The sequence below is a fragment of the Neomegalonema sp. genome, from assembly GCF_028688855.1.
Taxonomy (GTDB): Bacteria; Pseudomonadota; Alphaproteobacteria; order Rhodobacterales; family Rhodobacteraceae; genus Neomegalonema.
Genome location: NZ_JAQTXI010000008.1, coordinates 93,986 through 115,456 on the forward strand (window position 1 = coordinate 93,986; position 21,471 = coordinate 115,456).

At 68.4% G+C, this 21,471-nt stretch carries 17 protein-coding genes; 8 read left to right on the plus strand and 9 right to left on the minus strand.

Annotated elements, in window-relative coordinates:
• Positions 1–411: 411 nt before the first annotated feature.
• The 3 genes from PHN62_RS08090 to PHN62_RS08100 are packed head-to-tail and all read right to left on the minus strand — an operon-like array spanning position 412 to position 6,695.
• The gene (locus tag PHN62_RS08090; protein WP_300148823.1) at positions 412–837 is read right to left on the minus strand and encodes an OsmC family protein; all 426 of its coding nucleotides are present in this window, start codon (positions 835–837) and stop codon (positions 412–414) included.
• Positions 838–887: 50 nt separating this feature from the next.
• Positions 888–3,314 carry a circularly permuted type 2 ATP-grasp protein gene (locus tag PHN62_RS08095; RefSeq protein WP_300148826.1) on the minus strand — a complete coding sequence of 809 codons (2,427 nt, stop codon included), beginning with the start codon at positions 3,312–3,314 and terminating at the stop codon, positions 888–890.
• Between the two features lie 3 nt (positions 3,315–3,317).
• On the minus strand, positions 3,318–6,695 hold the full coding sequence (locus tag PHN62_RS08100) for a DUF2126 domain-containing protein (RefSeq protein WP_300148829.1): 3,378 nt from the start codon (positions 6,693–6,695) through the stop codon (positions 3,318–3,320).
• 259 nt (positions 6,696–6,954) lie between these two features.
• Between PHN62_RS08100 and PHN62_RS08105 the strand changes: the two genes are divergently transcribed.
• The 6 genes from PHN62_RS08105 to PHN62_RS08130 are packed head-to-tail and all read left to right on the plus strand — an operon-like array spanning position 6,955 to position 13,250.
• Complete coding sequence (locus PHN62_RS08105; protein WP_300148831.1) at positions 6,955–8,568, plus strand: ABC transporter substrate-binding protein; 1,614 nt, start codon at positions 6,955–6,957, stop codon at positions 8,566–8,568.
• Positions 8,569–8,574: 6 nt separating this feature from the next.
• The gene (locus tag PHN62_RS08110) at positions 8,575–9,678 is read left to right on the plus strand and encodes an ABC transporter permease (protein WP_300148834.1); all 1,104 of its coding nucleotides are present in this window, start codon (positions 8,575–8,577) and stop codon (positions 9,676–9,678) included.
• Positions 9,675–10,613, plus strand: coding sequence for an ABC transporter permease (locus tag PHN62_RS08115; RefSeq protein WP_300148837.1), 939 nt, complete (start codon positions 9,675–9,677; stop codon positions 10,611–10,613). The genes PHN62_RS08110 and PHN62_RS08115 overlap by 4 nt, the downstream gene beginning before the upstream one ends.
• Positions 10,610–11,443: an ABC transporter ATP-binding protein gene (locus tag PHN62_RS08120; protein ID WP_300148840.1), complete on the plus strand. Its 834-nt coding sequence runs from the start codon at positions 10,610–10,612 to the stop codon at positions 11,441–11,443. Before PHN62_RS08115 ends, PHN62_RS08120 begins: the two co-directional genes overlap by 4 nt.
• Positions 11,440–12,189: an ABC transporter ATP-binding protein gene (locus tag PHN62_RS08125; protein ID WP_300148842.1), complete on the plus strand. Its 750-nt coding sequence runs from the start codon at positions 11,440–11,442 to the stop codon at positions 12,187–12,189. The genes PHN62_RS08120 and PHN62_RS08125 overlap by 4 nt, the downstream gene beginning before the upstream one ends.
• Positions 12,186–13,250: a dipeptidase gene (locus PHN62_RS08130; protein ID WP_300148845.1), complete on the plus strand. Its 1,065-nt coding sequence runs from the start codon at positions 12,186–12,188 to the stop codon at positions 13,248–13,250. Before PHN62_RS08125 ends, PHN62_RS08130 begins: the two co-directional genes overlap by 4 nt.
• Before the next feature lie 65 nt (positions 13,251–13,315).
• Here PHN62_RS08130 and PHN62_RS08135 read toward each other — a convergent pair whose 3' ends face one another.
• From PHN62_RS08135 to PHN62_RS08160, 6 genes are all read right to left on the minus strand, one after another.
• On the minus strand, positions 13,316–15,283 hold the full coding sequence (locus PHN62_RS08135; protein WP_300148848.1) for a 3-hydroxyacyl-CoA dehydrogenase NAD-binding domain-containing protein: 1,968 nt from the start codon (positions 15,281–15,283) through the stop codon (positions 13,316–13,318).
• 2 nt (positions 15,284–15,285) lie between these two features.
• A complete protein-coding gene (locus PHN62_RS08140) occupies positions 15,286–15,987 on the minus strand; it encodes an ABC transporter ATP-binding protein (RefSeq protein ID WP_300148850.1) in 702 nt (233 codons plus the stop codon).
• Positions 15,980–16,786 carry an ABC transporter ATP-binding protein gene (locus PHN62_RS08145; protein WP_300148852.1) on the minus strand — a complete coding sequence of 269 codons (807 nt, stop codon included), beginning with the start codon at positions 16,784–16,786 and terminating at the stop codon, positions 15,980–15,982. The genes PHN62_RS08140 and PHN62_RS08145 overlap by 8 nt, the downstream gene beginning before the upstream one ends.
• Entirely contained in the window at positions 16,783–17,739 is a 957-nt protein-coding gene (locus tag PHN62_RS08150) for a branched-chain amino acid ABC transporter permease (RefSeq protein ID WP_300148855.1), read from the minus strand. The genes PHN62_RS08145 and PHN62_RS08150 overlap by 4 nt, the downstream gene beginning before the upstream one ends.
• A gap of 2 nt (positions 17,740–17,741) precedes the next feature.
• Complete coding sequence (locus tag PHN62_RS08155; protein ID WP_300148858.1) at positions 17,742–18,614, minus strand: branched-chain amino acid ABC transporter permease; 873 nt, start codon at positions 18,612–18,614, stop codon at positions 17,742–17,744.
• A gap of 106 nt (positions 18,615–18,720) precedes the next feature.
• A complete protein-coding gene (locus PHN62_RS08160) occupies positions 18,721–19,866 on the minus strand; it encodes an ABC transporter substrate-binding protein (protein ID WP_300148860.1) in 1,146 nt (381 codons plus the stop codon).
• Positions 19,867–20,214: 348 nt separating this feature from the next.
• Between PHN62_RS08160 and paaG the strand changes: the two genes are divergently transcribed.
• Complete coding sequence (paaG, locus tag PHN62_RS08165) at positions 20,215–21,009, plus strand: 2-(1,2-epoxy-1,2-dihydrophenyl)acetyl-CoA isomerase PaaG (RefSeq protein WP_300148863.1); 795 nt, start codon at positions 20,215–20,217, stop codon at positions 21,007–21,009.
• Between the two features lie 29 nt (positions 21,010–21,038).
• On the plus strand, positions 21,039–21,470 hold the full coding sequence (gene paaI / locus PHN62_RS08170; protein ID WP_300148989.1) for a hydroxyphenylacetyl-CoA thioesterase PaaI: 432 nt from the start codon (positions 21,039–21,041) through the stop codon (positions 21,468–21,470).
• Position 21,471 lies beyond the last annotated feature (1 nt).

A 21,471-nucleotide genomic window follows, 5' to 3' on the forward strand; every position in this document is an offset into this window, starting at 1 on the left:
TTCCGCGCAGGTCCCTGCGGAAGCCCGGACGAAAGCGGCGGACGGACATGCGTCGTCGCCCGTCCCGAACCCGGACCAGCCTCGCGCCCGAAGCGGGCGGCCCCCGGGCGGCGTTCGCGCGTCGCCCGCGAGGCCCTGAAATCTGCGGATCGCGCCTCTCCCCGGCGCGCTCCGGGGCGGCGAGGCCGAAGAAGGCCGACGTCGCCGCATCCATCCGTCGGGAGTTCTCCCGATGTGATCTCTCCCCCGGGCGGTCCGGCGCTCGGGGGGGATGTCGCTCCGCAGGGACGACCCCCGGACGCCTCGCGTCGAGGGCCGCCTCCCCTGCGGAGGACATGCGCCGCCGGAAGGCTCCGGCGCCGCGCCGGGTTCGGCCGTCTCCTGTCCGGAGGAGGCGGCCGCTCCCGGATCTCAGACGAGCTGCGCGTCGAGCGTGACCGTGATCGCGCCCAGCGCCTTCGAGACGGGGCAGTTCTCCTTGGCCTTCGTCGCCAGCTCCTGGAACTTCGCGTCGTCGAGTCCGGGGACCTTCGCCCTCAGGACGAGCGCGCTCCCCGTGATTCCGGTTCCGGGGATCAGCGTCACCACGGCCCTGGCGTCGAGGTTTTCGGCGGGGGTGCCGTTCTCGGCGAGGAAATGCGAGAGCTGCATGGCGAAGCAGCCCGCATGAGCCGCGGCGATCAGCTCTTCGGGGTTGGTTCCGGATCTTCCTTCGGCGTCTTCGAATCGCGTCTTGAAGGAATAGGGCAGGCCGGAGAGGGCTCCGCTCTGCGTGGCGATGACGCCGGCCCCTCCCTTGAGATCTCCCTTCCAGACTGCGGTCGCGTGGCGGTCCATGGCGTTTCCTTCCCTGTGGCGTCGCACGGCTTCGCCCTCGGCGGGCCGCGTCAGCGGAGATAAGCCGACGCGATCAATCCGAACAACCCCCCGATGCGTGCGGAGAGCTCCGCGAGTCGTTCGGCGGTCAGCTCCTCGGGGGCGGCGGTGGCCACTTCGGCGTGCAGCCGGACCACGGCGCGCTCAAGAGGCGTCTGGGGCGCCTCCGGTCTCGCGCCGGGCAACGCAGCCACATGCTCGCGCAATTGCGAGAGTTCGTAAAGCACCGATCTCGGGTTGAGGGGGTCCAGAGCCAACAAATCCAGCGCCGATTCCCGCGTGGCGCCCATCGAGAAGCGCATCCGGTGGGTGATGGAGCTGTCGCCCACCTCGATCAGCAGGTCGAGGGCTCCTTCCGGAGCCTCCGCCGCGCCGAACCAGGCGAGGGATTCGACCATGGAGAGCGCCCGCTCCAGAGATCGCCCGGCCCTCAGGAAGCGCCATCCGTGATTGTGATGCATGTTTTCATGCACCAGTCCGGAGAATCCGGTCAGCTTGCGCAGCAGGATGCTGAGGGCGTGGGCGGCGTCGGCGCCGGCCTCGACCTTGGCGGCCAGACGCCGGGCGCTCTTCTGGAGATCGGACAGCGCCATCCAGCCGTCCGAGGAGAAGCGTTCGCGCACATGCCCCGCGCTGCTCAGCGCCGCGGAGAGCGCCGAGATCAGGCCTTCGGGGATAGGCTTGTCCACTTCGGCGCCGCGCTCCTTGAGGAGGCTGGCGGCGTAGGCGAGGAGGGGGCCCTCCCGGTCGTCCGTCTCGGCGAGGCGGATGTGCCAGGAGCGCAGCAGCCGGATGAGGTCTTCGGCCCGCTCGACGTAGCGCCCGAGCCAGAAGAAGTTGTCCGCCGCCCGCGCGGAGAGCATGGGCGTCTCGCGCTTGAGGCCCTGGGCGGGGGCGTAGAGCGTCTGGATGTCGGGGGCGCCCCGCGCCACCACCCAGAGATCCGCCACCGCGCCCCCCTGACGCAGCGCCAGGGCGCCGGGATCCGGAGAGCCACCCACCCGCAGGAATCCGCCCTGCATGGCGCGCCAGCCCTCGGGGGTGCGGATGAGGAAGATGCGCAGGCTGATGGGGCGCGGCTTCAGCACGCCCTCGACGAAGGCGGGCGCCGTGGAGAGCGTCACCGCCTCCTGACCCACCAGCCTGGAGCCCTCGGCCTCGATCCAGTCCGTGAGCGGGGTCTTCGCGGTTCTGGCGAAGTCGCCGCGGAATTCGCCGCCGACCGCCGCCGTGTCCATGAGGTCGAAGGGCAGGCTCGTCGAGAGCGCCCGGCTGATCGCCATGCGTTCGAGATGGGTCTTGACGTAATCGCGTTCGGCGGCGTGTCCGCACCACCAGGTCGCGATGTTGGGCATGCGCAGGGTCTCGCCGCGCAGGGCCCGGCAGATGCGCGGCAGGAAGGCCAGAAGCGCGCGGGTCTCCAGCACCCCCGAGCCGAGGGCGTTGACCATGGTCAGGCCCTCTTCGCGCAGGGCGCCGACCATGCCCGCCGCCCCCAGCCGCGAGGCCGGGTTCAGCTCCAGCGGATCGGCCCATCCGGAGTCCATCCGCCGCCAGAGCACCGACACCGGCTCCAGCCCCGAGATGGTCCGCACCATGACCTTTCCGTGGCGCACCACGAGATCCTCGCCCTCGACCAGCAGCAGGCCGAGATAGCGCGCGATATAGGCGTGTTCGAAGTGGTTTTCGTTCATGCCGCCGGGAGTCAGGATGGCGATGCGCCCGTTCTCCGGCCCGCGCAGGGCCTGGAGGCTCTCGCGGACGGCCCGGTAGAAGCCCGCCAGACGATGCACCCGCGCCTGATTGTAGACGTCGGAGAAGGCGCGGGTGGTGGCGATGCGGGTCTCCAGCGCGAAGCCCGAGCCCGAAGGCGCCTGGGTGCGGTCTCCGAGGACCCACCATGCGCCGTCCGGCCCGCGCCCGACGTCGAAGGCCACGTAATGCAGGTAATGGCCCGAGCGCGGCTTGACGCCCACCATGGGCCTCAGCCATTCGGGGTTCTCGGCCACGAGCTGCGGCGGCAGCCAGCCTTCCGCCACGAGGCGGTTGGGGCCGTAGAGATCGGCCATCACCTCTTCGAGCAGATCGGCCCGCTGCATCAGCGCGGTGGAGATCTCGCGCCACTCGGCCTCGTCCATGAGCATGGGCATGTGGCTGAGCGGCCAGTCGCGTTCGACGGCCTCGGGGCCGTACTGGCGCTGGTACATGCCCGTATCGCGCAGATACTGGTCGGCGCGCGCCTTGCGCTCCTCCAGATCGGCGGGGCTCATGTCGGCGATGCGCCGCATGAAGGGCCGCCAGAGCGGGCGGATGTCTCCGCGCCGGTCCAGAAGCTCGTCGGGCACGCCGGGCAGGGGCTTGTATTCCCTCAGCAGGGCGTCCAGACGATCGAGGGCCGAACCGCCCATGGCTCCTCCCTCCAGCTTGGGCTCGGTCATGGCTCAGATTCCCGGCGCGCGGCGCAGATCGAGCGTCAGCGGGAATTCGCGGCTCGGACGTTCGGGGGGCGGCTCGTAGAGGCCGGGCGTATGGCCGCTGGGCTCGAAGCGCGCGAGGCGGCGCGCTTCGGCCTCGTTGGCGTTGACGGGGAAGGTCTCGTAATTGCGGCCGCCCGGATGGGCCGCGTGATAGACGCAGCCTCCCAGAGCCCGCCCGGACCAGGTGTCATAGACGTCGAAGGTCAGGGGCGCGTTCACCGGAAGGACCGGATGCAGCGATTCGGCGGGACGCCAGGCCTTGTAGCGCACGCCCGCCACCCGGACCCCCGGCGAAACCTCGGTCAGAGGCGTCCGGCGGCCGTTGCAGGTCACGAGGTGGCGGCCCGGATCGGCGGCGGTCAGCTTGACCTGCAGCCGCTCGACGGAGCTGTCCGCGAACCGCACCGTGCCGCCGATGGCCCCCGTCTCGCCGAGCACCGGCCAGGGCTCCAGAGCCTGGCGGATCTCCAGCTTCGCGCCCTCGTATTCGACTTCGCCGCAGAAGGGGAAGCGGAACTCGGCCTGAGCCTCGTACCATTCGGGGCGCAGGTCGAAGCCGTGGTCCTTGAGGTCGCGCAGGACGTCCATGAAGTCGGCCCAGACGAATTCGCGCAGCATGAAGCGGTCATGCAGCGTGGTCCCCCAGCGCGTGAGCTCGCCCTTGATCGGCGAGGCCCAGTAACGCGCGATCAGGGCGCGGATCAGCACCTGTTGCGCCAGACTCATGCGGGCGTCGGGGGGCATCTCGAAGCCGCGGAACTCCACCAGGCCCAGACGCCCCGTCGGGCCGTCGGGGGAATAGAGCTTGTCGATGCAGATTTCCGCGCGATGGGTGTTGCCGGTCACGTCCACGAGGAAATTCCTCAGCAGACGATCCGTCAGCCAGGGCAGGGGCGGCGGGCCCTCGCCGGGATTCGGGATCTGCGCGAAGGCGGTCTCCATCTCGTAGAGCGCGTCATGGCGGGCCTCGTCGAAGCGCGGCGCCTGGGAGGTCGGGCCGATGAAGAGCCCCGAGAAGAGATAGGACATCGACGGATGGCGCTGCCAGTGCAGGATGAGGCTGCGCAGCACGTCCGGACGACGCAGGAAGGGGCTGTCCAGAGTGGTGGCGCCTCCGACCACCACATGATTGCCGCCGCCGGTGCCCGCATGCTTGCCGTCGAGCATGAACTTGTCCGCCCCGAGCCGCGAGAGCCGCGCCTCTTCATAGACGGCTTCGGTGATGGCGACGCAATCGCCCCAGCTATGGGCGGGGTGGATGTTGACCTCGATCACGCCGGGATCGGGCGCCACGCGGATGACGTTGAGCCGCGAATCCTGCGGCGGGGCGTAGCCTTCGATATGCGCCGGAGTCCCGAGTCCGGCGGCGGCCTCCTCCACGGCGGCGACGAGTTCGAGATAATCCTCCGCGCGCTCGACGGGCGGCAGGAAGACGCAGAGCCTGCCCTCGCGCGGCTCGACGCTCAGGGCGGTGCGGACCTCTCCGTCGATCTCGGAGATCTGCTGCTCGATCCGGGTTTGCCCCGGCTCGGCGGCGGCGAAGCTGGCGACAGGCTGGGCGAGGCCGTCGGCCCCGAGCGCAGGAGCCGCCTCCGGCGCGGCTTCCGGAGCCCCGGGCTCCGGCCGGAAGACCGGCAGGGGCGCGCGCGGCGCGGTGGGGTCGGCGGGGTTGATGTAGGGGTAGTTCGAGGCGGAGATGTGCCGCAGCGAGCCGAGCGGCAGACGATAGCCCACGGGGCTGTCTCCGGGGGCGAGGAAGAGCTTGCCGCGCCGGGTGCGCCATTTCTCGGAGATCCAGCGCCCCGAGCCGCGCGCGGCCTGAGCCTGCCAGCGCTGGACCGGCAGCACGTAGCCGGTCGGATTGGTCAGCCCGCGCCCGAAGACCTGCGCGAGCCTCAGGCGCTCTTCGGGATCCTTGAGCTTCGAATTCTCGGGCGTGACGTTGTCGGGCAGCTTGCCTTCCTTGAGGATCCATTCGGCGGGATCCTCATAGGCGGGGGCGACGTATTCCGTCCCGAGGCCCAGGTTCTCCGCGACGGCCTCCAGAAGCCGCCGCGCGGATTCGGGCGTGGCCTGAGGCGCGCCGGGTCCGGGCTTCTCGCGGGCGATGAGGTCGGCGTTCCGCCAGATGGGCTGGCCGTCGCCGCGCCAGTAGAGCGAGAAGGTCCAGCGCGGCAGGCTCTCGCCGGGATACCACTTGCCCTGGCCGTAATGGAGGAAGCCGCCCGGCGCGAAGCGGTCGCGCAGACGGCGGATCAGCACGTCGGCGAGGGCGCGCTTCTGCGGACCCACGGCGGCGGCGTTCCATTCGGGGCTCTCGAAATCGTCGATGGAGACGAAGGTGGGCTCTCCGCCCATGGTGAGCCGCACGTCTCCGGCTTCGAGGGCCTCGTCCACCTTGCGCCCGAGGGCGTCCAGCGCCTTCCAGGACTCCTCCGAGAAGGGCTTGCTGATGCGCGGATGCTCCGCCACGCGCGAGACCTGCATGTCGAAGTCGAACTTCACTTCGGCGTAGGAGGCCAGACCCGCGATGGGGGCGGCGTTGCGGTAATGGGGCGTCGCGGCGAGGGGGATGTGGCTCTCGCCCGCCAGAAGCCCGGAGGTTGGGTCGAACCCGATCCAGCCCGCGCCGGGGAGATAGGCCTCGACCCAGGCGTGCAGGTCGGTGAAGTCGTGATCCGTGCCGGAGGGCCCGTCCAGCGCCTGACGATCCGGCTTGAGCTGGATCAGATAGCCCGAGACGAAACGCGCCGCGATCCCGAGCCGCCGCAGCAGATTCACCAGAAGCCAGCTCGAATCCCGGCAGGAGCCGGAGCCGATCTCACAGGTCTGTTCGGGCGTCTGGACGCCGGGCTCCATGCGGATGACGTAGGACACCTTGCCGGAGACGATCCGGTTCAGCCCGACGAGCATGTCTATGGTGCGCTGGCGGTCCCTGGGCAGGCTTTCGAGGAGGGCTTCGAAGAGCGGCCCGCCCTCCTCCGGCTGGAGATAGGCCGCCAGATCGGGCGCGATGTCTTCGGAATACTGGAAGGGCCAGAACTCGCCGGATTCCTCGACGAAGAAGTCGAAGGGATTGTAGACGGTCATGTCCGCGACGAGGTCGACCGTGATCTTGAACTCGCGGACCGTCTCCGGGAAGACGAAGCGCGCCAGCCAGTTGCCGTAGACGTCCTGCTGGTGGTTCACGAAATGCGGCTGAGGCTCCACCTTGAGGCTGTGCGAGATCACGCGCGTGCGGCTGTGCGGCGCCGGACGCAGCCGGATGATCTGCGGTCCGAGCGTGACCGGGCGGTCGTAAGCGTAATGCGTGACGTGACGGATGGCGGCTTTGATCGACATGCGGGCTCTCCGGCGCTGGGGCGGATTCGTTATTTTTTTCACAGTTCCGTTCGCGGCGCCACAGTCTCCGCCGGGTTTTTTGCGATGCGGCGCCCGATCCGCCCGCGCGTCCCTCCCGAGCGGCGGTCCGCCTCGCCTTCCGCGCGCCGGGGCGGGCTCGGGAACGGTCTTGACTTCGAGGTCCCGGCGTCCGCTAATCCATGACGAAGAGATGAACGCCGACGTCGGAACGACGCGGGGAGAACGGGAGAGGTTCGGCATGTTGCATTCCGGAAAACGCGGCAAGGCCTGGATCGCGGCTGCGGCTCTGGCGGCCTTCGCCTGGAGCGCCTCGCCTTCGGCGCTTCTGGCGGCCACTCCGCCCGACACGCTGGTGGCCGCCTGGTCCATCGACGACGTGCTGACCCTCGATCCGGGCGAGGTCTTCGAATTCACCTCCTCGGAGATCATCGGCAACACCTACGAGACGCTGATCGGCTACGAGCTGGACGACGTCTCGAAGATCTTCGGCCGCGCCGCCGAAAGCTGGACCGTCTCCGGGGACGGCAAGACCTTCACCTTCAAGATGCGCGAGGACCGCGTCTTCGCCTCCGGGAATCCGATGACCGCCGAAGATGCGGTCTATTCGCTGGTGCGGGCGGTGAAGCTCGACAAGTCCCCGGCCTTCATCATCGGGCAGCTCGGATTCAATGCGGAGAACGTCGAGGCGAAGATCCGCCAGACCGGGGACTACACCTTCGAATTCGAGACCGACAAGCCCTACGCCCCGACTCTGGTGCTCTATTGCCTGACCGCCACCGTGGCGGCGGTGGTGGACAAGAAGCTCGTCGAGGAGCACGCCGCCGACGGCGATTACGGCTACGGCTGGCTCAAGACGAACTACGCGGGCTCCGGCCCCTTCTCGATCCGCGAATGGCGCCCGAACGAGGCGATCATCCTGGAGCGCAATCCCCATTACGCGGGCGCGGCGCCCGCCATGGCCCGGGCCATCTACCGGCATATCCCCGAGCCCGCCGCCCAGCGCCTGCTGCTGGAGGCCGGCGACGTGGACATCGCCCGCAACCTCGGGCCCGAGGAGATGGCGGCCCTCGCCTCCAATCCGGACATCCGGATGCAGGAGGGCGTGAAGGGCACGGTCTATTATCTCGGCCTGAACCAGAAGAACCCGAACCTCGCGAAGCCCGAGGTGCGTCAGGCGCTGAAGCATCTCGTGGATTACAGCGCCATCGCCGACACCATCATGAAGGGCCGCGCGCGGGTGCATCAGGCCTTCCTGCCGGACGGCTTCCTCGGCGCGCTGGACGAAACCCCCTTCGCGCTGGATGTGGAGAAGGCGAAGGCCCTGCTCGCGGAGGCGGGGCTTCCGGAGGGCTTCACCGTCACGATGGACACCCGCAACACCAACGACGTCACCAGCATGGCGACCGCCATCCAGCAGACCTTCGCGCTCGGCGGGGTGAAGCTGGAGATCATCCCCGGCGACGGCGGCCAGACCCTGACCAAATATCGCGCCCGCACCCATGACATCTACATCGGCCAGTGGGGCGCCGATTATCAGGATCCTCACACCAACGCCGACACCTTCGCCCGCAACGCCGACAACTCCGACGGCGCCGCCGCCAAGCCCCTCGCCTGGCGCAACGCCTGGGACATCCCCGAGATGACCGCGCAAACCGACGCCGCCATGCTGGAATCCGACGCCGCCAGACGCGCGGAGATGTATCTGAGCCTCCAGCGCGAGCATCAGCAGGTCTCGCCCTTCGTGATCATGTTCCAGCAGATCGAGACCGCCGCCACGCGCGCCAACGTGCATGGCTTCGTGATCGGGCCGTCGTTCAACGACAACTCCATCGCCGGCGTGACGAAGGACTGACGCGCCATGCAGGCGCGACAGGAGGCCCCGGCGTCCGCAGAGGCGCCGGAGAGGCCGGAGTCTGAAGCGGAGAGCGTCCGGACGCGCGTGCTCCGGTTTCTCCGGGGCGTGGGCGGGCTGGCCTTTTCTCTGGCCGTGACGCTGCTGGGACTTCTGGTGGTGACCTTCCTCATCGGGCGGGTGGTGCCGGTGGATCCGGTGCTCTCGATCATCGGCGACCGGGCGCCCGCCTCGACCTATGACCGGGTCTATCGGGAGCTGGGGCTCGACCGGCCCATGGTCGAACAGTTCTGGATCTATCTGAAGAAGGTCCTTTCCGGAGATTTCGGCGAAAGCTTCCTGACCAAGCGTCCGATCCTGGACGACCTGCGGCGGGTCTTTCCGGCCACCTTCGAACTGGCGACCCTGGGGCTGATCCTCGGGGTGGCGATCGGGGCGCCGATGGGCGTCGCGGCGGCGGCCTGGAAGGGAAGCTGGGTCGACCAGATCATCCGGGTGCTGTGCCTCGTGGGCTATTCCGCGCCGATCTTCTGGCTCGGCCTGATGGGGCTTCTGATCTTCTATGCGAATCTGGGCTGGGTCTCGGGGCCGGGACGCATCGGCATCGCCCATGAGTTCAGCTTCCAGCCCCGCACGGGAATCCTGCTGCTCGACAGCGCCCTGCAGGGGCGCTGGGACGTCTTCCGCAACGTCTTCTCGCACATCATCCTTCCGGCCTGCATCCTGGGCTATTTCTCGATGGCCTACATCTGCCGCATGACGCGCAGCTTCATGCTGCACGAGCTGTCTCAGGAATATGTGACGGCGGCGCGGGTCAAGGGAATCTCCGAGACGCGGATCATCTGGCGTCATGCGCTGCGCAACGCCGCCGTGCCGATGATCACGGTGGTCGGCCTCTCCTACATCAACCTGCTGGAGGGCTCCGTGCTGACCGAGACGATCTTCGCCTGGCCGGGGCTCGGGCAATATCTCACGAATTCGCTCCAGAACGCGGACATGAACGCGGTCCTCGGCTCGACCTTGGTGATCGGCGTGGTCTTCGTGCTCATCAACCTGGTTTCGGACCTGCTCTATCGTCTGCTGGACCCGCGCGTGAGGAGGGGCTCATGACGGCGCCTTTCGAGCCGCAACCCTTCACCTGGTCGGGCCGCCGCGCCTGGCTGCTCTCCGAGGAGCCCGGATCGCGCCGACAGGCCCGGCTCGGCTCCTTCTACCGGGGCTGGCTGGCGCTGAGGGAGAATCCTCTGGCGATGGTCGGTCTGGCGGTGGTGGTCGGGCTGGCGCTGGTCGCGGCCCTCGCCGACGTGATCGCGCCGGGGAATCCGCTCATCGGCGGCCCCCTGCGGACGGAACGGCTTCTGCCGCCCTCGGCGGCGCACTGGATGGGCACCGACGATCAGGCGCGCGACATCTTCACCCGCGTGATCCACGGCGCGCGCCTGACGCTTCAGGTGGTGGCGCTCGTGGTGGTGACGGCCACGCCCATCGGACTTCTGGTCGGAACCACGGCGGGTTACTTCGGCGGCTGGGTCGACGCCGTGCTGATGCGGATCACCGACATCTTTCTGGCCTTCCCGCGGCTGATTCTGGCTCTGGCCTTCGTGGCGGCTCTGGGGCCGGGGATCGAGAACGCGGTGATCGCGATCGCTCTGACCTCATGGCCGCAATACGCCCGGCTCGCCCGCGCCGAGACCATGACCATCCGGCACAGCGACTTCATCAGCGCCGCGCGGCTTCAGGGCGCGAGTTCGGCGCGGATTCTCTGGGGCCATGTGGCGCCGCTCTGTCTGCCTTCGGTGGTGATCCGCGTGACGCTCGACATGGCGGGCATCATCCTGACGGCGGCGGGACTCGGCTTCCTCGGGCTCGGCGCCCAGCCCCCCGAGCCCGAATGGGGCGCGATGGTCGCCACGGGACGCCGCTTCATCGTCGATCAATGGTGGGTGGCGGCCATGCCGGGCCTGGCGATCTTCGTGGTGTCGCTCGGGTTCAACCTGCTCGGCGACGGGCTGCGCGACGCGCTCGACCCCAAGGCCGCGAGATGACGGAGCTTCTGAAGGTCGAGGATCTGCGGATCACCTTCCCCACGCGCCAGGGCCCCCGCGAGGCGGTGCGCGGCGTGAGCTTCACCCTCGGCCGCGAGCGTCTGGGGGTTGTGGGGGAATCGGGCTCGGGGAAGTCCCAGACGGGCAGGGCGCTCATGGGCCTGACGCCGCCGCCGGGCGTCGCGACGGCCAGAACCCTGAGCTTCGACGGTCAGGATCTGCGCGGCGCGGGGAAGCGCCAGTGGCGGGCTCTGCGCGGCAGGCGCATCGCCATGGTGATGCAGGACCCGAAATATTCGCTCAATCCGGTGATGACCGTGGGCCGCCAGATCTCCGAGGCCCTCGGGCGGGTGGGGGGGCTGAGCAGTCGCGAAAAGCGCGCGAAGGCGCTGGCCATGCTGGAGGCGGTGATGATCCGCGATCCGGAGCGGGTTTACGATTCCTACCCCCATGAGCTTTCGGGCGGCATGGGCCAGCGCGCGATGATCGCCATGATGCTGGCGCCGGACCCGGATCTGCTCATCGCCGACGAACCCACCTCCGCGCTGGACGTGACCGTGCGCATCGAGGTGCTGCGCATCATGGACCGCCTCGTCTCCGAGCGCGGGATGGGCCTGATCTTCATCAGCCATGATCTGAAGCTCGTCTCGCAATTCTGCGACCGGGTGCTGGTGATGTATGCGGGGCGGGTGGTCGAGGAGCTGGCCGCCGCGGATCTGGCTTCGGCGCAACATCCCTATACCCGGGGGCTGATGCGCTGCACGCCGGATCTCGACCATGACCTGCGCCCCCTCCCGACCCTCCGGCGCGACGCGGAGTGGGCGAAATGATCGAAGTCGAGGATCTGGAGGTCGCCTTCGGGCGGGTGAAGGCGGTGCGGGGCGTCTCGCTGAGCGTGCCCGAGGGCGAGAGCTTCGGGATCGTCGGGGAATCGGGCTCGGGGAAATCCACCGTGCTGCGGGCGATCTGCGGTCTGGCGCCGATTTCGGGCGGACGCGTCCGGGTGGCGGGCGAGGAGCTGCGCAAGACCGCCCGTTCGGCGGGATTCCATCGCAGCGTCCAGATGGTCTTTCAGGACCCCTACGGCTCGCTGCATCCGCGCCATACGGTCGACCGCGTGCTCTCGGAGCCTCTGGCCATCCATCGCTTCGACGACCGCGAAGGGCGCATCCGCCGGGTTCTGGAGGCGGTGGGGCTCGGGCCGGGCTTCCGCTTCCGCTATCCGCATCAGCTTTCGGGCGGACAGCGTCAGCGCGTGGCCATCGCGCGGGCGTTGATCCTGGAGCCGAAGATCCTGCTGCTCGACGAACCCACCTCCGCGCTCGACGCCTCGATTCAGGCCGAGGTGCTGAATCTGCTCGACGATCTGCGCGCCCGGCGCGGGCTGACCTATCTGATGGTCAGCCATGACCTTGCTGTGGTGGCGCATATGTGCGACCGGCTTCTGGTGATGAGCCAGGGGCTCGAGGTCGAGACCCTGACCCGCGAGGCCCTCCGGCGCCGCGCCGCGACGCAGGATTACACGCGGCGGCTTCTGGCCGCCTCCGAAGGCTATCCCGCGCAGGAGACTCCATGACGCCCCCTCTTCCCCAGACCTTCGACGGCCATAACGACTTTCTCCTGAGGCTCTTCCGCGCGCCCCATCTGCGGGAGCGCATCTGGCGCGAGGGCGAAGGCCATGGCCAGCTCGATCTTCCGCGCATGAGGGCGGGGGGCTTCGTCGGGGGCTTCTTCGCCATCTACATGCCTTCGCCCGAGGCCTTCGACGACGAAGCCTTTCAGCGCATGATGCGCAATCCGCCCTATCAGGTGCCCTTGCCCGCGCCCCTGCCTCTGGAGGCGGCGCAGCCCATGGCTCTGGCGATGATGGGACATCTGCTCTGGCTGGAGCGCACGGGGGATCTGCAGATCTGCCGCAGCCTGGCGGAGATCCGCGCGGCCATGGCCGCCGGACGCATCGCCGCCGTCGCCCATATGGAGGGCGCCGAGGCCATCGGCCCCGATCTCGACGCGCTTTACGTCTGGCATGAAGCGGGCCTGCGCTCTCTGGGGCCGGTCTGGTCGCGCCCGACGGCCTTCGGCCATGGCGTTCCCTTCGCCTTTCCCTCCTCGCCCGACACCGGGCCGGGGCTGACTCCGGCGGGTCGGGATCTGGCGCGGCTCTGCGACGAGCTGAAGATCATGATCGACCTCTCGCACATCAACGAGAAGGGGTTCGACGACGTCGCCCGCCTGACCTCCGGGCCTCTGGTGGCGACGCATTCCAACGCCCATGCGGTCACGCCCTCGAGCCGGAATCTGACCGACCGCCAATTGCGCCAGATCGCCGAGCGCGACGGCATGGTGGGTCTGAATTTCGCGGTGGCCTTCCTGCGCGCCGACGGGCGGCAGGACGCCGACACGCCGCTGGAGGACATGCTCCGCCATCTGGATCATCTGATCGGGATTCTGGGCGAGGATCGCGTGGGGCTCGGCTCGGATTTCGACGGCGCCGAGATTCCGGCCGAGATCCGCGACGTCTCGGGTCTGCCGAAGCTCTGGGAGGCCTGCCGTCGCCATGGCTATGGCGAGGAGCTGATCGACAAGCTGGCTTCGCGCAACTGGCTGGCGCTGCTCGGACGGGTCTGGGGCGACTGAGGCCGAAAAGGGCGACTCCCCTGCGGGAATCGCCCCTCTCCTCCGCCCGGCCCGGACTGCGGGCGTCAGGAAGAGCGGCGGCCCGTGGCGAACATGGGGCCGCCGCGCCAGCGGGGGAAGCCGTAGCCGTGGATCTCGACCAGATCCACGTCCGAGGGCTGAAGCGCCACGCCTTCCGCAAGGATGGCCTCGCCCTCCGCCGCCATTTCGCCGACGAGCCTTTCCGCGATGGCCTTGCGGTCCAGCGGCGCACCCGGCGCGATCCGCGGCGCGAGAAGCTCCGCCGTCGCCGCCGAAGCCTGAGGCTTGCGCTCGCCGGGCGCGTAGTCATACCAGCCGCCGCCGGTTTTCTGACCCTTGCGGCCCGCCCTGACGAGGAGATCGCCGAGGGTTTCCGGGACGTCATGTCCCGCCGCCCTTGCGCCTTCGCGTTGCAGGAAGGCGATGTCCAGCCCGCCGAGATCCTGCGCCTCGAAAGGCCCCATGGCGAAGCCGTGATCCCGCATGGCGGCGTCCACCTCCGCGATGGGGACGCCCTGACGCACGAGGCCTTCGGCGGCGGCGCGATAGCGCTTGAGAATCCGGTTGCCGATGAAGCCCTCGCAGATTCCGGCCTGAACCGGGATCTTGCCCAGAGCCCGCGCCAGAGCGAAGCCGGTCGCCAGGGTTTCCGGCGAGGTCTCGGGGACCGGCACGATCTCCAGAAGCTTCATGACGTTGGCCGGGCTGAAGAAATGCAGCCCGATGAAGCGTTCCGGATGAGGCAGGCCCTCGGCGATGGCGCGCGGATCGAGATAAGAGGTGTTGGTGGCGAGGATCGCCTCGGGGCGGCAATGACGCGTCAGCTCCGCGAAGACGGCGCGTTTGACGCCGATCTCCTCGAAGACCGCCTCGACGACGAGATCCGCCTCCGCGAGAGCGGCGTAATCCGTCGAGAAGCTCGCGCCTGCCATGCGCGCCTCGGCCTGGGCCTCGGTGAGCTTGCCGCGCTTGACGCCGCCCGCGAAGATCCCGCGCAGATTGGCTTCGCCCCGCGCCAGAGCCTCGGCGTCGCGCTCGATCAGCATGACGGAGAATCCGGCGTCGCGGAGCGCGGCGGCGATGCCCGCGCCCATGGTGCCGCCGCCGATCACCCCGACCCGCTTCAGCGCCTTCGGCTCGACGCCCTTCAGATGGGCCGGACGCGGCGCCGCGCGCTCGGCGAAGAAGACCGCCCGCAAGGCCGCCGCCTGCTCCGAGCCGCGCAGATCAAGGAAGGTCGCGCGCTCGAAGGCCATGGCCTCGGCGAAGGAGGCCTCCGCCGCCTTGCGCAGGCTGGCCAGAGCCCGCAAGGGCGCGGCCTCGCCTTTGGCGCGCTTGCCCACGGCGGATTCCTGCTCGGCCCAGAAGCCCGGCTCCGGGGCGATCACGGGGCGCTCCGAAGTCTTGGGCGGCAGGGGCCGGGTCAGGGCCTCGCGGGCGAAGGCGAGGGCTCCCGCGCGCAGATCCTCGCCCGGATCCTCGCCCGATATCACGGCGTCGATCAGCCCGGCGGCTTTGGCCCTGGCGGCCTTCAGAGGCCTCCCGCTGGTGATTAACTCCGCCGCCGCCGCGACTCCGGCCAGACGCGGCGTGCGCACCGTGCCCGAAGCGCCGGGGATGATCCCCAAAGTCACCTCGGGCAGCCCGACGGAAGCGCTTTCAAGCGCCACGCGGAAGCGGCAGCCCAGAGCCACCTCGAAGCCGCCGCCCAGAGCCGAGCCGTGAATCGCGGCGATCCAGGGTTTCGCCGCGCGCTCGATGCGGTCCACGAGGTCCGGGAGATGCGGCTCCATGGGCGGCTTGCCGAATTCGGAGACGTCCGCTCCGGCGATGAAGGTGCGGCCCGCGCAGAGCAGGACCACGGCCTTGACCTCCGGATCGGCGTCGAGATGATCCGCCGCCGTCCAGAGCCCCTGACGCAAACCTTGGGACAGGGCGTTGACCGGCGGGTTATCCACGACGACGACGCCGATCTCGCCCTCGCGCCCGATGCTGACGACGCTCATGCTCATGTTCAGATCCCCAGATAGGCTTCGCGGATGCGCGGATCGGCGATGAGTTCGGCGGCGGCGCCCTGCATGGCGATCCTGCCGTTCTCCATGACGTAGCCCCGGTCCGCGATGCGCAGGGCGCCGAAGGCGTTCTGCTCGACGAGCAGCACCGTGACGCCCCGCCCCCTGAGGCTCTCCACCACGTCGAAGATCTGCTGCACGATGATCGGCGCGAGCCCCATCGAGGGCTCGTCGAGCAGCAGGCAGGCCGGACGCCCCATCAGCGCGCGGGCCATGGCGAGCATCTGCTGTTGTCCGCCCGAGAGCCCGCCCGCCGCGAGATTGCGCTTTTCGCGGAGGATGGGGAACATCTGGAAGGCGTCCTCCATGTCCTTCCCGACGCGCTCGTCCTTGAAGTTCCAGGCGCCGAGCCGGAGATTCTCCTCGACGGTCAGATTGCCGAAGATCTGCCGTCCCTCCGGCGATTGGGTCAGACCTCTGGCCGGGCGTTTCCAGGCGGGGACTCCAGTCAGGGGCTGGCCCTGAAAGGAGATCCTCCCGCCCGAGACCGGCTGAACGCCCGACAGACAGCGCAGGAGCGTGGTCTTGCCTGCGCCGTTGGCGCCGACCACCGTGACGATCTCGCCTTGCGAGACCTTCAGATCGACGCCGTGCAGAACCTCGATGCGCCCGTAACGGGAGCGCAGGCCTTCGACTTCAAGCATGATCCCCTCCCGTCCGGGCTTCCGCGCCGAGATAGGCCGCGATCACCGCCGGATCGCGGCTGACCGTCGCCGGATCGCCCTCGGCGATCTTCTCGCCATGATCCAGCACCACGATGTGGTTGGAGATGCGCATGACCATCTTCATGTCATGCTCCACCAGCAGGATCGCCACGCCCGAGGCCGCGATCTCGGCGATGAGATGGTCGATCTCCTCGGTTTCCACGGCGTTGCATCCGGCGGCGGGCTCGTCGAGCAGCAGGATCTTCGGTTGCGAGGCCATGGCCCGCGCGATCTCCAGCCGCTTCAGCGAGCCATAGGAGAGATTCCCGGCCTCGCGGTCGGCCTCCTCCTCCAGACGCACCCGCGCCAGAAGCTTGCGCGCGCCTTCCTCGGCGGCTCCGGCCCTCCTGCGCGAGGCGGGCAGGCCGAGCAGATCCGCCAGGACCGACCCGCGCTCCTGAAGATGAAAGCCTGATATGGCGTTCTCCAGAACGGTCATGCTCTGGAAGATCTGGAGGTTCTGGAAGGTCCGGCTCATGCCGCGCCGCGCGAGGAGATGGGGCTCCATGCCGGTCACCTCCTCGCCGTTCAGGGAGATGCGGCCCGCGCCGGGCTGATAGACGCCCGAGATCATGTTGAAGAGCGTGGTCTTGCCCGCGCCGTTCGGCCCGATCACCGAGACGATTTCTCCGGGCTTCACGGCGAAGCTCACGTCGTTCACGGCCTTGAGTCCGCCGAAGGAGATGCCCAGGCCCTCGACGGAGAGCAGGGTCGTGCGGTCGTCGCGCGATGCGGTCATTCGCCCTTCCTCCTCAGCTTGCGCAGGATCGAGGGCAGAAGCCCTTCGCGCAGGAAGATCATCACCAGCATCATCACGAGGCCGAGCACGAGCTGTTCGTATTCCGCGAAGATGGTCAGCACCTGCGGCAGCAGCGTCAGGATGGCCGCGCCGAAGATCGCGCCCAGCACCGAGCCCACTCCGCCGAGGACGGCCATGGTCACCATCTCGATGGAATGCATGAAGCCCGCGACGTCCGGCGTGATGAACTTGTTCTGCAGCGCCAGCAGCGAGCCCGAAACCGAGGCGTAGACCGCCGAGATGACGAAGGCCTGGAGCTTCATGCGCGCGACGTCCACGCCCACCGTGCGCGCCGCGATCTCCGAGCCGTGGAGCGCCCGCAGGGCTCGCCCCGAAGGGCTGTCGTGCAGGTTCAGCGCCAGCCAGGCCCCGAGGATCATGCAGAGCCCGCAGAAATAATACCAGAACTGGCCGTTGGTCAGATCCAGCCCCCAGCCTTTCAGCAGGGCGCGCATGCCGAGTTCGGGGACGTCGATTCCATCGGGTCCGCGCGTGAGCTGGCGCTCGTTGTTGAGCATCATCGAAATGAGGATGCCGAGCCCCAGCGTGGCCACACCGAGATAATAGCCCTTGAGGCGCAGGATGGGGCGTCCGACCAGCCAGGCCAGAAGCCCCGAGATCGCTGCGCCGAGCACCACCGCCAGAGCCGGATGAATGCCGAAATGCGCCGGCGCCAGAGCGCAGGCGTAGGCGCCGATTCCGGCGAATCCGGCGTGTCCGAGGCTGATCTGTCCGGCGTATCCGGTGAGGATCACGATTCCCGTCACCGCGATGGCGTTGACGAAGATCAGCGAGCCGACGCGGTAATAGAAGTTGGAGGGAAACAGGAAGGGCGCGAGCAGCACCAGAGCGCCCAGAACGAGCAGGGTGGCGAGTTTCGGGGTCATCTTCATGGTCACACCCGATCCGTCGACTTGCGTCCGAAGAGGCCCTGAGGCCGCACGAACAGCACCAGCAGAATGACCACGAAGGCCGCCGCATCCTTGTATTGCGAGGAGAGATAGCCCGCCGTCAGGGCCTCGATGAGGCCGATGAGGAAGCCGCCCACCAGAGCGCCCTTCGGATTGCCCATCCCCCCGAGCATGGCGCCCGCGAAGCCCTTGAGCGCGAAGGCGATGCCGACGTTGTAGGCCGTCAGGGTGATGGGAGTCGCCAGCACGCCCGCCAGAGCCCCGATCCCCGCCGACAGCGCGAAGGAGAGGGTCATGACGAAATTGGTGTTGATCCCCACCAATTGCGCCGCGAGCCGATTATTGGAGGTCGCCAGCACCGCCCGCCCGAGCAGCGTGCGGGTGAAGAAGATCCAGAGCCCCACGAAGACCGCCAGGGCGCCGCCGATCACCCAGAGGCTCTGCGGCAGGATGGTCGCGCCGCCGACGCGGATCGGCGCGTCTCCCGAGAAGGCCGGGAAATCATGGATCTGCTTGTCGAAGACGAGCTGCGCCGCGCCCTGAAGGAAGATCGAGGCGCCGATGGTGATGATGATCAGAGAGACGATGGGCGCGCCTCTGGCGGGCTCGATGGCCAGCTTGTTCATCGCCACGCCGATGGCGGCGGTGATCGAGATCGCGAGGAAGGCCGCCACGGGCAGGGGAATCCCCGCCTGATGAGCGAACCAGGTGATCATCCCGCCCAGCATGACGAATTCGCCTTGCGCGAAGTTCACCACGTCGGAGGCGTTGTAGATGATCGTGAATCCGAGCGCGACGAGCGCGTAGACCGCGCCGACCGTCACCCCGGAGAAAAGGAATTGCAAAAGTTCCGACATGGAGTCTCCGGCTCCTGCTCAGGCTGCGGGAGGCGCGTGGACACGCGCGCGCAAGGACGTCCTCCGCCCCGGAAGGGAAGGGCGGAGGGTCAGGCTGGAGCGGGTCTCAGTCGACCAGGGTCCAGGCGCCGTTCCTGATCTCCAGCATGCGGAAGGCGGAGAGATCGAGCCCGAGATGGTCCTCGGCGGAGAAGCTGTAGATTCCCGTCGTGCCCGCGAGGCCCGAAGTCGCCTCGATGGCGTCGCGGATGTCGTCCGGCTCGGCGGAGCCCGCGCGGGAGATGGCGTCGGTGAGGATCAGGAAGGCGTCGTGGGCGTAGCCGCCGAAGGTGCCGACGGGCGTCTTCGTCTTCTCCTCGAAGGCGTCGCGATAGGCGACCACGATTCCGCGCTGGGGATCGTCCTCGGCGAGCAGATCCGCCACCAGCAGCGCCGTGCCGGGCAGACGCACGCCCTCGGCCGCCGGAGCCCCCGCCAGCTCGATGAAGCCGTTCGAGGCCACGCCATGCGACTGATACAGCGGCAGGTCGATGGCCAGCTGACGATAATTGCGCGTCACGATGGAGGGGCCCTGGCCGAAGCCCGGATTCAGCACCGCCTGCACGCCCGAGGCGTTGCGGATCTTGGTGAGCTGGGCGGTCATGTCGGCGTCGGTGGGATTATAGGTCTCGTCGGCGACGATCTCGATTCCGTAGTCCTCGACCACGTCCTTGCACTGGGCCTGCATCGAGGCGCCGAAGCCGTCGGTTCCGGAGATCATGCCGATCTTCGTGAAGCCGCGCTTCTGCATGTCCTCGAAGATCTTCTGGCAGGCCATGCGGTCGGTGTGGGGGGTCTTGAAGACGAAGGGCCGCACGGGCTTGATGATCTCGATGGCGCCCGCCAGCGAGATGAACGGCACCTCGGCGTCTTCGGCCACGGCCAGAATCGACATGGAGGCGCCGGTGGTGGTGCCCCCGATGATCGCGACCACTTCGTCGTCCTCGATGAGGCGGGTGGCGAAGGTGCGGGCCTTGTTGGGATCGCCGCCGTCGTCGTAAAGCACGAGCTTGACCTTTTCGCCGTCGATTCCGCCTCTGGCGTTCAGCTCCTCGACGAGCAGCTCCAGCGTTTTCGCCTCGGGATCGCCCAGGAAGGCCGCCGGGCCGGTGGCCGAGATGCTGGCGCCGATCCTGATCTCGGCCATCGCCGCCGGAGCCGCGCCCAGGGCGACGAGCAGGGCCAAGGCGGTGGTGGTCATGGTGTTCTTCATTCTGGTTTCCTCCCTGAGACGTGTCTGTTCGTTATCGGTTGGTCCTGAAGGTCTGGCGGCGGTCGGCCTTCTGCGCCGGGCGCGGTCTCGCCGCGCGGCTTCGCCATGTTCTTCGCGGTCGGGAAGCGCGGAAGCGGACGACCGGAAGCTCCGCGCCCAAAGCGGCGCAAGCCTCCTCCGGCGTCGGCCGAGGGCGGTCGAAAGACATGAGCCCGAACTCCTCCCGTCCCGATTCTGATCTCTGGCGTTTCCCCCAGAGTTGTGTTTATCATTGACCGGTCGGTCGGTTTATGCAACGCAAATCTGCGAAGGCCGCAAGAATAAGCCCAACGGCTCAGGGAGGACCAGATGACCAGTTCCGAGACCGTGCTTGCGGGGCTCGCCGGAGGCGTGTTGACGCTGAGGCTGAATCGCCCCGAAAAGCTGAACTCCTTCAATGAGGAGATGCATCTCGCGCTGCGTGCGGGATTTCAGCGCGCGCAGGATGATCCCCAGGTGCGCGCGGTGCTGCTGACCGGCTCGGGCCGGGGCTTCTGCGCCGGACAGGATCTCGGCGACCGCGATCCGCGCAAGGGCGGACCCGCTCCGGATCTCGGGCGCACGCTGGAGACCTTCTACAATCCGAATCTGCGGCTGATTCGCAGCCTTGAAAAGCCGGTGGTCTGCGCGGTGAACGGCGTGGCGGCGGGAGCGGGCGCCAACATCGCCTTCGCCTGCGACATCGTTCTGGCGGCGCAGTCGGCGAAATTCATCCAGGCCTTCTCGAAGATCGGCCTGATCCCCGACGCGGGCGGAAGCTGGAGCCTGACGCGCATCCTCGGCGAGCCGCGCGCCAAGGCCCTCGCCCTGACCGCCGAGCCCCTGTCCGCCGCGAAGGCCGCCGAATGGGGCCTCATCTGGAAGGCGGTCGAGGACGAATCGCTGATGATCCAGGCCGAGGAGCTGGCGCAGTCCCTCGCCGCCGGGCCGACCCTCGGGCTCGGCCTGACCAAGCGCCTGATCCAGGCCGCCGCCGTCAACAGCCTCGACGAACAGCTCGACATGGAGCGCGATTGTCAGCGCGCCGCCGGACTCAGCGCCGATTACGCCGAGGGCGTGACCGCCTTCCTCGAAAAACGCAAGCCGGAGTTCCAGGGAAGATGACCGCAGAGCAGAAGAAGCCCGTCTCGGAGATGACCCCCCAGGAGCTCGCCGAGGCCTCCGCCCGCGCCATGTGGAACGACGATTCCGCCAGCCGTCGCCTGGACATGAGCCTCGACCGCATCGCCCCCGGAGAAGCCGACCTCTCCATGACGATCACCGGCGCCATGTCCAACGGCCACGGGAATTGTCATGGCGGCTACATGTTCACTCTGGCGGATTCCGCCTTCGCCTTCGCCTGCAACAGCTACAATCATCTGGTCGTGGCGCAGCACTGCTCCATCACCTACCTGATTCCGGGCCGCATCGGCGACCGCCTGACCGCCAGGGCGCGGGAGGTCTCGCGCAAGGGACGCTCGGGAATCTACGACATCCGCATCACCAATCAGGACGGCGAGCATGTGGCCGAATTCCGCGGCCATTCCCGCATGGTGAAGGGAACCCATCTGCCCCTCGACGCCTGAG

What these genes read in the sequence shown, in the direction of transcription:
- PHN62_RS08090 (WP_300148823.1), bottom strand. Translation starts at nt 837, where the DNA reads ATGGACCGCCACGCGACCGCAGTCTGGAAGGGAGATCTCAAGGGAGGG.
- PHN62_RS08095 (WP_300148826.1), bottom strand. Translation starts at nt 3,314, where the DNA reads ATGACCGAGCCCAAGCTGGAGGGAGGAGCCATGGGCGGTTCGGCCCTC.
- PHN62_RS08100 (WP_300148829.1), bottom strand. Translation starts at nt 6,695, where the DNA reads ATGTCGATCAAAGCCGCCATCCGTCACGTCACGCATTACGCTTACGAC.
- PHN62_RS08105 (WP_300148831.1), top strand. Translation starts at nt 6,955, where the DNA reads ATGTTGCATTCCGGAAAACGCGGCAAGGCCTGGATCGCGGCTGCGGCT.
- PHN62_RS08110 (WP_300148834.1), top strand. Translation starts at nt 8,575, where the DNA reads ATGCAGGCGCGACAGGAGGCCCCGGCGTCCGCAGAGGCGCCGGAGAGG.
- PHN62_RS08115 (WP_300148837.1), top strand. Translation starts at nt 9,675, where the DNA reads ATGACGGCGCCTTTCGAGCCGCAACCCTTCACCTGGTCGGGCCGCCGC.
- PHN62_RS08120 (WP_300148840.1), top strand. Translation starts at nt 10,610, where the DNA reads ATGACGGAGCTTCTGAAGGTCGAGGATCTGCGGATCACCTTCCCCACG.
- PHN62_RS08125 (WP_300148842.1), top strand. Translation starts at nt 11,440, where the DNA reads ATGATCGAAGTCGAGGATCTGGAGGTCGCCTTCGGGCGGGTGAAGGCG.
- PHN62_RS08130 (WP_300148845.1), top strand. Translation starts at nt 12,186, where the DNA reads ATGACGCCCCCTCTTCCCCAGACCTTCGACGGCCATAACGACTTTCTC.
- PHN62_RS08135 (WP_300148848.1), bottom strand. Translation starts at nt 15,283, where the DNA reads ATGAGCATGAGCGTCGTCAGCATCGGGCGCGAGGGCGAGATCGGCGTC.
- PHN62_RS08140 (WP_300148850.1), bottom strand. Translation starts at nt 15,987, where the DNA reads ATGCTTGAAGTCGAAGGCCTGCGCTCCCGTTACGGGCGCATCGAGGTT.
- PHN62_RS08145 (WP_300148852.1), bottom strand. Translation starts at nt 16,786, where the DNA reads ATGACCGCATCGCGCGACGACCGCACGACCCTGCTCTCCGTCGAGGGC.
- PHN62_RS08150 (WP_300148855.1), bottom strand. Translation starts at nt 17,739, where the DNA reads ATGAAGATGACCCCGAAACTCGCCACCCTGCTCGTTCTGGGCGCTCTG.
- PHN62_RS08155 (WP_300148858.1), bottom strand. Translation starts at nt 18,614, where the DNA reads ATGTCGGAACTTTTGCAATTCCTTTTCTCCGGGGTGACGGTCGGCGCG.
- PHN62_RS08160 (WP_300148860.1), bottom strand. Translation starts at nt 19,866, where the DNA reads ATGAAGAACACCATGACCACCACCGCCTTGGCCCTGCTCGTCGCCCTG.
- paaG (WP_300148863.1), top strand. Translation starts at nt 20,215, where the DNA reads ATGACCAGTTCCGAGACCGTGCTTGCGGGGCTCGCCGGAGGCGTGTTG.
- paaI (WP_300148989.1), top strand. Translation starts at nt 21,039, where the DNA reads ATGACCCCCCAGGAGCTCGCCGAGGCCTCCGCCCGCGCCATGTGGAAC.